This is a genomic window from Mesorhizobium sp. M4A.F.Ca.ET.020.02.1.1 (assembly GCF_004022645.1).
Lineage (GTDB): Bacteria > Pseudomonadota > Alphaproteobacteria > Rhizobiales > Rhizobiaceae > Mesorhizobium.
This window is the reverse complement of record NZ_RZOI01000264.1, coordinates 1-7,422: the sequence shown is the minus strand read 5'-3', so window position 1 is coordinate 7,422 and position 7,422 is coordinate 1. Positions and strand designations below refer to the sequence as shown.

The 7,422-nt window shown below is 63.8% G+C and carries 11 protein-coding genes and 1 pseudogene; all 12 read right to left on the bottom strand.

Annotation, left to right across the window (positions count from 1 at the left end):
* A partial coding sequence (locus EN742_RS17570) for a hypothetical protein (protein ID WP_189375421.1) occupies positions 1-478 on the bottom strand: 478 nt, incomplete at its 3' end.
* Between the two features lie 90 nt (positions 479-568).
* Entirely contained in the window at positions 569-1,162 is a 594-nt protein-coding gene (locus EN742_RS17565; RefSeq protein WP_128333077.1) for a histidine phosphatase family protein, read from the bottom strand.
* Positions 1,163-1,204: 42 nt separating this feature from the next.
* Positions 1,205-1,735 (bottom strand): ribonuclease HI, encoded by a 531-nt coding sequence (rnhA, locus tag EN742_RS17560; protein WP_127407570.1) that lies wholly within the window; start codon positions 1,733-1,735, stop codon positions 1,205-1,207.
* Positions 1,732-2,694 (bottom strand): homoserine kinase, encoded by a 963-nt coding sequence (locus tag EN742_RS17555; protein ID WP_127407571.1) that lies wholly within the window; start codon positions 2,692-2,694, stop codon positions 1,732-1,734. The genes rnhA and EN742_RS17555 overlap by 4 nt, the downstream gene beginning before the upstream one ends.
* Positions 2,695-2,701: 7 nt before the next feature.
* Positions 2,702-3,706, bottom strand: a complete 1,005-nt coding sequence (gene ispH / locus EN742_RS17550; RefSeq protein WP_126055915.1) for a 4-hydroxy-3-methylbut-2-enyl diphosphate reductase — start codon at positions 3,704-3,706, stop codon at positions 2,702-2,704.
* 85 nt (positions 3,707-3,791) lie between these two features.
* Positions 3,792-4,547 (bottom strand): SURF1 family protein, encoded by a 756-nt coding sequence (locus EN742_RS17545; RefSeq protein ID WP_189347301.1) that lies wholly within the window; start codon positions 4,545-4,547, stop codon positions 3,792-3,794.
* Positions 4,544-4,930, bottom strand: a complete 387-nt coding sequence (locus EN742_RS17540) for a DUF983 domain-containing protein (RefSeq protein WP_126055916.1) — start codon at positions 4,928-4,930, stop codon at positions 4,544-4,546. Before EN742_RS17540 ends, EN742_RS17545 begins: the two co-directional genes overlap by 4 nt.
* Complete coding sequence (locus EN742_RS17535) at positions 4,927-5,385, bottom strand: L,D-transpeptidase family protein (RefSeq protein ID WP_348627258.1); 459 nt, start codon at positions 5,383-5,385, stop codon at positions 4,927-4,929. Before EN742_RS17535 ends, EN742_RS17540 begins: the two co-directional genes overlap by 4 nt.
* 122 nt (positions 5,386-5,507) lie before the next feature.
* Positions 5,508-6,389, bottom strand: coding sequence for a cytochrome c oxidase subunit 3 (locus EN742_RS17530; protein WP_126055918.1), 882 nt, complete (start codon positions 6,387-6,389; stop codon positions 5,508-5,510).
* A 1-nt stretch (position 6,390) separates the two neighbouring features.
* Complete coding sequence (locus EN742_RS17525) at positions 6,391-7,020, bottom strand: cytochrome c oxidase assembly protein (protein WP_126055919.1); 630 nt, start codon at positions 7,018-7,020, stop codon at positions 6,391-6,393.
* A gap of 2 nt (positions 7,021-7,022) precedes the next feature.
* Positions 7,023-7,184 carry a hypothetical protein gene (locus EN742_RS17520; protein ID WP_126055920.1) on the bottom strand — a complete coding sequence of 54 codons (162 nt, stop codon included), beginning with the start codon at positions 7,182-7,184 and terminating at the stop codon, positions 7,023-7,025.
* Between the two features lie 2 nt (positions 7,185-7,186).
* Positions 7,187-7,422: pseudogene (locus tag EN742_RS17515) on the bottom strand (protoheme IX farnesyltransferase); the annotation flags it as partial.

Here is a 7,422-nt window from a genome sequence, read left to right as displayed (position 1 = left end):
GCGCCGGCACCGCGCCCGGATGCGCCGGCAGGCCGCACAATTGCGTGGTCCGCGCATCCACCGCCAGCATGATGACATTCCAGTCGTCGAAACCGATGAGATCCATCTGGGCATAGAGGAACGCGCCATGCTCGCCGTCCCAGATCGATTGATCGATGACCAGGAAGGGGGCGGCACGGCAATAGCCATGGCGTGCCGCCATATCGCGGTTGAAGGTCTCGGTGCGCTTCTGAAGCCGGTATTTGGCCGTGGCGAAGAGGGCGATGTAGTCGTCGGCCGTGCGCATTATGTTGCGCTGATCGTCCGGCGCGAAGCCGAGCTCGCGCAGCATGGAGCCGATTTTCGGATCGTCCCAGAGTTCCTTGGAGAATACGCGCGTCACGCCGTCGGCATCGGGCGTCGGACGCATCCTTTTCTTGAGCTCGGCAAAGCTGTGCTGCTGCTTGCCGAAGATCCTGCGCCCGAACATCGCCACCATGCCTTGTGCCAGGTCGATCGGGGCAGCATATGGCGCCGGGCGTAAAAGTGATTTTAACCAGAAGCCTAGACTTGCTCGCTTCCGGCCAAATCAACCATCCAGTCGCGGTGCCGGCCTGTCGATCGGCCGCCATGCGTGGACGACGCGTCGCATGCTGATTTCGTAGGCGAAATAGTTGCCACCACCCGCTGGCTGGTCCGCCTCGCGGCTGATTTCCCGCCCGGTCAGGGAAAGCAGCAGGAGCGTTCCCACGCCCCCGTGGCCCACGAAAGCAATATCGCCGGGGCCGTCGACGCCGAGCACCGCGTCGACTTCGCTCGCGATACGGCGCTGGGCATCGATGGCCCTTTCCCATCCGCGAATGCTGCTGTGTGGATTGGCGAAGAATTGGTCGGCGACCGCCTCGAATTCCGGCGGCGGCAGGAAACCCGTTGCCGACCGATCGTTCTCGTGCATCCGTTCCCTCACCTCGACCGTGAGGTTCAGATGCCTTGCGAGGATCTCGGCGGTTTCGATCGCCTTGCGTTCAGCCGACGACACGACACGCCGGATCGACCCGATCCAGGGCTGGTCGAGCATTGTGGACGCTCTGGCTCGCCCGATGTCGGATAGCCCCCACTCCGGCACCGGAACGTTGGCATCGACCTGAACCTGGGGATGCGTGATGTAGTATGCGGTCGCCACGATAGAGGGTCTTCCTGCCGGGGAGCGGAGCCGCTTGCGGAATCAATAGCTCTGCGTCGAGCGCCGCGGCTTTGCCGCTGTCGGCTGCGTAGCTTGTGCCGCCGGCTGCGGTGCCACGGCAGGCCTGACGGGGTCTTTCTTGAACGGCGCCATGCCTTCGCGAGCGAGCTCGTCGGCGCGCTCGTTCTCGGCATGGCCGGCATGGCCCCTGACCCAGTTCCAGGTGACCTGGTGACGCCGGTTGGCTTCGTCCAGCGCCTGCCAGAGCTCGCCGTTTTTGACCGGCTTCTTGTCGGCGGTCCTCCAGCCGTTCTTCTTCCAGCCATGGATCCACTTGGAAATGCCGTCCATGACGTACTTGCTGTCGGTGTGAAGCTCGACCGCGCAAGGCTCCTTCAGCGCGTTCAGCGCCGAGATGGCAGCGAGCAATTCCATACGGTTGTTGGTGGTCTCGGCCTCGCCGCCCGACAGTTCCTTGGTCTTGCCATTGAATCGCAGGATGGCGCCCCAGCCGCCGGGGCCCGGATTGCCCGAGCAGGCGCCATCCGTGAAGATTTCAACATGCTTGGTCATAGCAATCCGTATTCGGAGGGAGATTTGATCGCCCGATGGAACCGCATCCGGCGGATATATTCGGTCGGGTCGCGCTTCATGACCAATCCGCCGTTGGGAATGGTCAGCCAGTCATAAAGCCGGGTCAGCATGAAGCGCAACGCCGAGCCGCGCGCCAGCATCGGCAGCGCCGCCTTCTCGTCGCCGCTCAAAGGCCGCACACTCTGGTAGCCGGCGAGCAGCGCCGTACCCTTGGTCAGGTTGAAGGAAAAGTCCTTCTCGAAGCACCAGGCGTTGAGGCAGGTGGCGACGTCATAGGCGTAGAGATCGTCGCAGGCGAAATAGAAATCGATCAGGCCGGACAGTTTCTCGCCGAGGAAGAAGACATTGTCGGGGAAAAGGTCGGCATGGATGATGCCTTCCGGCAGGTCCTTCGGCCAGTTGCGCTCGAAATCGGCGAAATCGGCATCGACCTCGGCTGCCAAGCCGGGCTCGACCTCGTCGGCCCGGTCGCGCGAGGCGTCCCACAATTTGCGCCAGCCGTCGATGGCGAGGGCATTCGGCCGCCGCAAGGCAAAATCCCGGCCGGCGAGATGAAGTTCGGCCAGCGCCTTGCCGACTTCGCCGCAATGCGCCGCCGTCGGCCGCCGCAGCGACAGGCCTTCGAGGAAGGTGATGATGACGGCGGGCCGGCCGGCGAGCTGGCCGATGACGGTGCCGTCGTGCGCGGTGACCGGCAGCGGGCAGGAAATGCCCTTTCGCGCCAGATGACCCATCAGGCCGAGGAAGAACGGCAGGTCAGCCTTGTCAACGCGCTTCTCATAGAGCGTCAGGATGTAGGAGCCGCTGGTGGCGTGCAGCAGGAAGTTGGAATTCTCGGTACCTTCGGCGATGCCCTTGTAGGACAAGAGTTCGCCGACCGGATAGGCCTTCAGGAACGCGCCAAGCTCGCCCTCGCTGACATCGGTATAGACGGCCATGGGCGCTTCACGCGGCTCCGTTGACGAAGGCCATGTCGGCCGCCGTCAGTTCGACATCGCGCAAAACCCGCATCACCGGAAAGTCCTCCGTTTCGGTCGCCGTCACCGCCAGCTCGATCGTCACGTCGAAGCGCTGCCGGAAGGCATCGATGATCTCATCGACAATGATCTCCGGCGCCGAGGCGCCCGCCGACAGGCCGAGCGTCGAGATATTGGCGATGTCGTTCCACGGAATCTCGGCGGCGCGCTGCACGAGAAGCGACATCGTGGCGCCGGCGCGTTCGGCGACTTCGACGAGACGCCGCGAATTGGAGGAGTTTGGGGCGCCGACGATCAGATAGAGATCGGCGCCGGCGGCGGTCTCCTTCACCGCTTCCTGGCGGTTGGTAGTGGCATAGCAGATCGATTCGGCGGCCGGCGCGTGCAACTCAGGAAAGCGCTCCGTGAGCGCGCGGATGATGCCAGCGGTGTCCTCGACCGACAGCGTGGTCTGGGTGACGAAGCCGAGTGCCGCCGGGTCGGCGGGCTCGAAAACGGCGGCGTCGGCCTCGGTCTCGATCAGAGTGACGGCGCCGTCCGCCAGCTGGCCCATGGTACCGATCACCTCGGGGTGGCCGGCATGGCCAATCAGGAGCACATGGCGGCCGAGGCGCTGGTGGCGCATCGCCTGCTTATGCACCTTGGACACCAGCGGACAGGTGGCATCGAGGTAGAACAGGTTGCGCGCCTGGGCATCCGCCGGCACCGATTTCGGCACGCCATGCGCCGAAAAGACGACCGGCGACTTCCGATGCTCGGGAGGGATCTCGGACAACTCCTCGATGAACACGGCGCCCAGGCTCTGCAGCCCCTCGACGACATAGCGGTTGTGCACGATCTCGTGGCGGACGTAGACAGGCGCGCCGTATTTTTTCAGTGCCAGCACGACGATCTGGATGGCACGGTCGACGCCGGCGCAGAAGCCGCGCGGCTGGCAGAGCCTGATCGTCAGCGGTGGCTTTGTCTGAAGCATGATTGCGGACCGGTTGATCGGAGCTCGGAACTTAAGGCGCGAAATGAGGTGCGCGCCCCTGCCCTGTCAAGGGCGACGACAGCAATCACCCTGCTTTCGCCGGGCGGCGGAGCCTGAAAAGCAGGACGCCGGCAAGGGCGGCGGCAAGGCCGTACCAGGTGACGGCATATTGCAGATGGCTGTTCGGCAGATCGATAACGGTGACGCCGCCGACCGGCAGGCCGCCGGGGTTCGGCGTCTTGTCGGCGTCGATGAAGAACGGCACCAGGCCGGCGCCGGCGGGCAGGCCGGCGCTCGACGCCATGGCGCCGCGGTCCTTCCAGTAGAAGATGTTCTTGGCGAGATCATTGTCGGGCAGCATCATCGAGGGCTTCGCCGCCAGCGGGTTGCGGGCGAGCCCGGTTACAGTCACCTTGCCGGCGACCTCGCCTTGCGGCCGCTTGGCCGCATCCTTCAGGTCGTAGGGAACGAAGCCGCGGTTGATGAGCACGAAACGACCATCGTCGAGCTGCAACGGCGTGAAGACGTCGAAGCCGGAAGCGCCCTCCCAGGTGGCGAAGAAATGCCGTTCGCCGTGGTGCAGGAAGGTGCCGGTCACCGTCACGGGCGTGTAGTCGACGTCAGCCGTCGCGGCGAACTGCTTTTCGAGCTCGGCCAGCGGGCGCGGCGCCGAATGCGTGCGCTGGTCGATGGTCTGGAGCAGGCCCTCCTTCCAGTGCAGGCGCTGGACCTGCCAGGTGCCGAGCCCGACCAGGATGACGAACAGAGCCAGCGCAAGGATCAGCAGCAATGCCCGCCTGGGCCGGGACCTGCCTGCCGTCAGAGCGGATGCCTCGCTCATTCGCCGTGGTCCAGCCTGCCTTCGGCGGCCTTGTTGCGGTATTGCAGCGTCAAGAGCACGCCCTTGATCAGCCTGAGCGCCGTCAAGCACAGCACCAGCGCCAGCGGTATCCATAGCAGCAGGTGGACCCAGAGCGGCGGCCCGAGCGTCACCTCCATCCACAACGCCAGGCCAACGATGATGAAGCCGATGATCAGGATGACGAACACGGCGGGGCCGTCGCCGGCATCGGCAAAGGAGTAGTCGAGGCCGCAATTGACGCAGCGCTTGCCGACGCTGAGGAAGCCGGAAAACAGCTTGCCCTCGCCGCAGCGCGGGCAGCGGCCGTGCAGGCCAGCCGAGATCGGTTCGATGGGTGGCCAGATCGCCTTGTCGTCACTCATTGCTTGATCTCGATAGGTGTGCCAGCAGCCACCATCGTCCAGATTTCATCCATGTCAGAGTCCGTAACCGCAATGCAGCCATCGGTCCAGTCGACCAATTGAAGCAGCCACCCCAGCCAGCCAAAACCATTTGGCTGGCCGTGGATCATGATCATCCCGCCGGCGTCCACGCCGCGAGCCTGTGCCGCCGCGAGATCGTCGGCGTTCGGATACGAGATGTGGATCGATTTGTAGGCCGCGCTGTTTGCGTTACGCCAGTCGAGAACGTAGCGCCCCTCCGGTGTTCGCTCGTCGCCCTCCTGGTGTTTGTGGCCAAACGGCTCACTGCCCAGCGCGATGCTGAAACTGCGAAGGATCTTGCCGCCTTCGCCGATCAGCTCAAGTCGCCGCTCCGCCTTTTCAACCCGGACCAGATAGACCTGCTGGCCTGCAAGCGCAGGGAAAGACCAGACCATGCATGCGCAGACTGCACAAGGAATTCTCGCCAACATCGGCTACCGATGGCCGGCCATTGCGCCGAAAAGAAGAAGGCGGCCACGTCGCCGCAGCCGCCTCGTCACATTTCCTCGGACTGCAATCAGTGGGCTTCGATCATCGCGCCGTTCGAGGCCCAGACATAGACCGCGCTGAACAGGAACAGCCAGACCACGTCGACGAAGTGCCAGTACCAAGCTGCCGCCTCGAAGCCGAAATGTTGTTTCGGGGTGAAATCGCCCTTGATGGCGCGTATCAGGCAGACCAGCAGGAAGATGGTGCCGATGATGACATGGAAGCCATGGAAGCCGGTGGCCATGAAGAACGTGGCGCCGTAGATGGAATCCTTGAAGCCGAACGGCGCGTGCATGTACTCGTAGGCCTGCACCATGGTGAACAGCATGCCGAGCCCGACGGTCAGCACCAGGCCGTTGATCAGCCCCTTGCGGTCGCCATGGATGAGCGAATGGTGCGCCCAGGTCACCGTTGTGCCGGACAGCAGCAGAATGATGGTGTTGTAGAGCGGCAGGTGGAACGGGTCGAGGACCTCCATGCCCTTCGGCGGCCAGACGCCGCCGGTGAAGGCGGTGCGGGCATATTGCTGCGTCTCGCCCGGAAACAGGCTGGCATCGAAGAAAGCCCAGAACCAGGCGACGAAGAACATCACCTCGGAGGCGATGAACATGATCATGCCGTAGCGCAGATGCAGCGACACGACGCGGGTGTGATGGCCCTCATGCGCTTCCTTGATGGTGTCCGACCACCAGGCGAACATGGTGTAGATCACGATCAGGAGGCCGATGAAGAATAGCCAGGGATTGGCGATGTTATGGCCGAAGATCGGGAAGCTGCCGGCCTTCAGGTACTGCATCAGGCAGACGCCGCCGATGGCGGTCACCAGCGCGCCGACGGAGCCAAGGAACGGCCACGGGCTGGGGTCGACGAGATGGTAGTCGTGCTGTGGTTTTGCGTGTGCGTCTGCCATATCAACCCCCGAGGCTTGCTTCGGTATTCGGAACTTTGTTGGTGCTTTGGGCCGGCGCCGACGATGCGACGGGCTTGTTCTTGTCGACCGGGAACATGGTGTAGGACAGGGTGATGGTCTTCAAGTCCTTCAGTTCCGGCACGTCGACGATATCGGGATCTACATAGAACACGACCGGCATGTCCAGCGATTCACCGGGCTTCAGCGTCGTGTCGGTGAAGCAGAAGCACTCCACCTTGTTGAAGTAGGGACCGGCCAGTTCCGGCTGCACGTTGAAAGTGGCGCGGCCGGTAAAGGGACGGTCGAACTTGTTGGTGGCGCTGTAATGTGCCTCCACCGTCTCGCCGATCTTGATGGTGACCGAGCGGGCGACCGGCTGGAACTCCCACGGAACGCCAGCGGTGTTGGCATCGAAGCGGACGGTGATGTCGCGGTCGAGCACGCGGTCGGCATATTGCTGAGTGGCGCGCTTGACAGTGCCGCCATAGCCGGTGGCCTGGCAGAACATGGTGTAGAGCGGCACTGCGGCATAGGCCATGCCGATCATGCCGGCAAAGAAGGCGATGCAGACGCCGGCGACGACGCGGTTGGTGTTCTTCTTGGTGGGGTCGGTGATTGTTTCGCGCGCCATCGTCACATCGTCCCCGAGAGGTTGTGGCCGAACTTCACAATGGTGGCGATATAGAAGATGACGACGAGCACCGCCAGCGCAACGCCGATGGCGACCGAGCGGCTGCGCCGTGCCTTCTGCTGGCGTTCGGTCAGCGTGACGAGCTCAAGGTTCTTGTCGGCCACGATCAAATCCCCCCCATGGCGAGCGCGCGCCCGACCACGCAGTCGGCGAGGTAGGCGGCGAAGATGGCGAAGAGGTAGAGCAACGAATAGGCGAACAAAGCCTTGGCCGGCTTCATGGCGCGATCGTCGGCGGCCATGCCAAGCACCTTCCAGGCATACCAGACGAAGCCGGCGCCAAGCACGGCGGCGACGGCCCCATAGGCGACCGTGGTGAAACCGAGCGCCCAGGGCAGCACTC

Bases quoted from the DNA above. Each gene is read 5' to 3' on its own strand.
- EN742_RS17540 (WP_126055916.1), bottom strand. From the start codon at position 4,930: ATGAGTGACGACAAGGCGATCTGGCCACCCATCGAACCGATCTCGGCT.
- EN742_RS17535 (WP_348627258.1), bottom strand. From the start codon at position 5,385: ATGGTCTGGTCTTTCCCTGCGCTTGCAGGCCAGCAGGTCTATCTGGTC.
- rnhA (WP_127407570.1), bottom strand. From the start codon at position 1,735: ATGACCAAGCATGTTGAAATCTTCACGGATGGCGCCTGCTCGGGCAAT.
- EN742_RS17530 (WP_126055918.1), bottom strand. From the start codon at position 6,389: ATGGCAGACGCACACGCAAAACCACAGCACGACTACCATCTCGTCGAC.
- EN742_RS17555 (WP_127407571.1), bottom strand. From the start codon at position 2,694: ATGGCCGTCTATACCGATGTCAGCGAGGGCGAGCTTGGCGCGTTCCTG.
- ispH (WP_126055915.1), bottom strand. From the start codon at position 3,706: ATGCTTCAGACAAAGCCACCGCTGACGATCAGGCTCTGCCAGCCGCGC.
- EN742_RS17545 (WP_189347301.1), bottom strand. From the start codon at position 4,547: ATGAGCGAGGCATCCGCTCTGACGGCAGGCAGGTCCCGGCCCAGGCGG.
- EN742_RS17525 (WP_126055919.1), bottom strand. From the start codon at position 7,020: ATGGCGCGCGAAACAATCACCGACCCCACCAAGAAGAACACCAACCGC.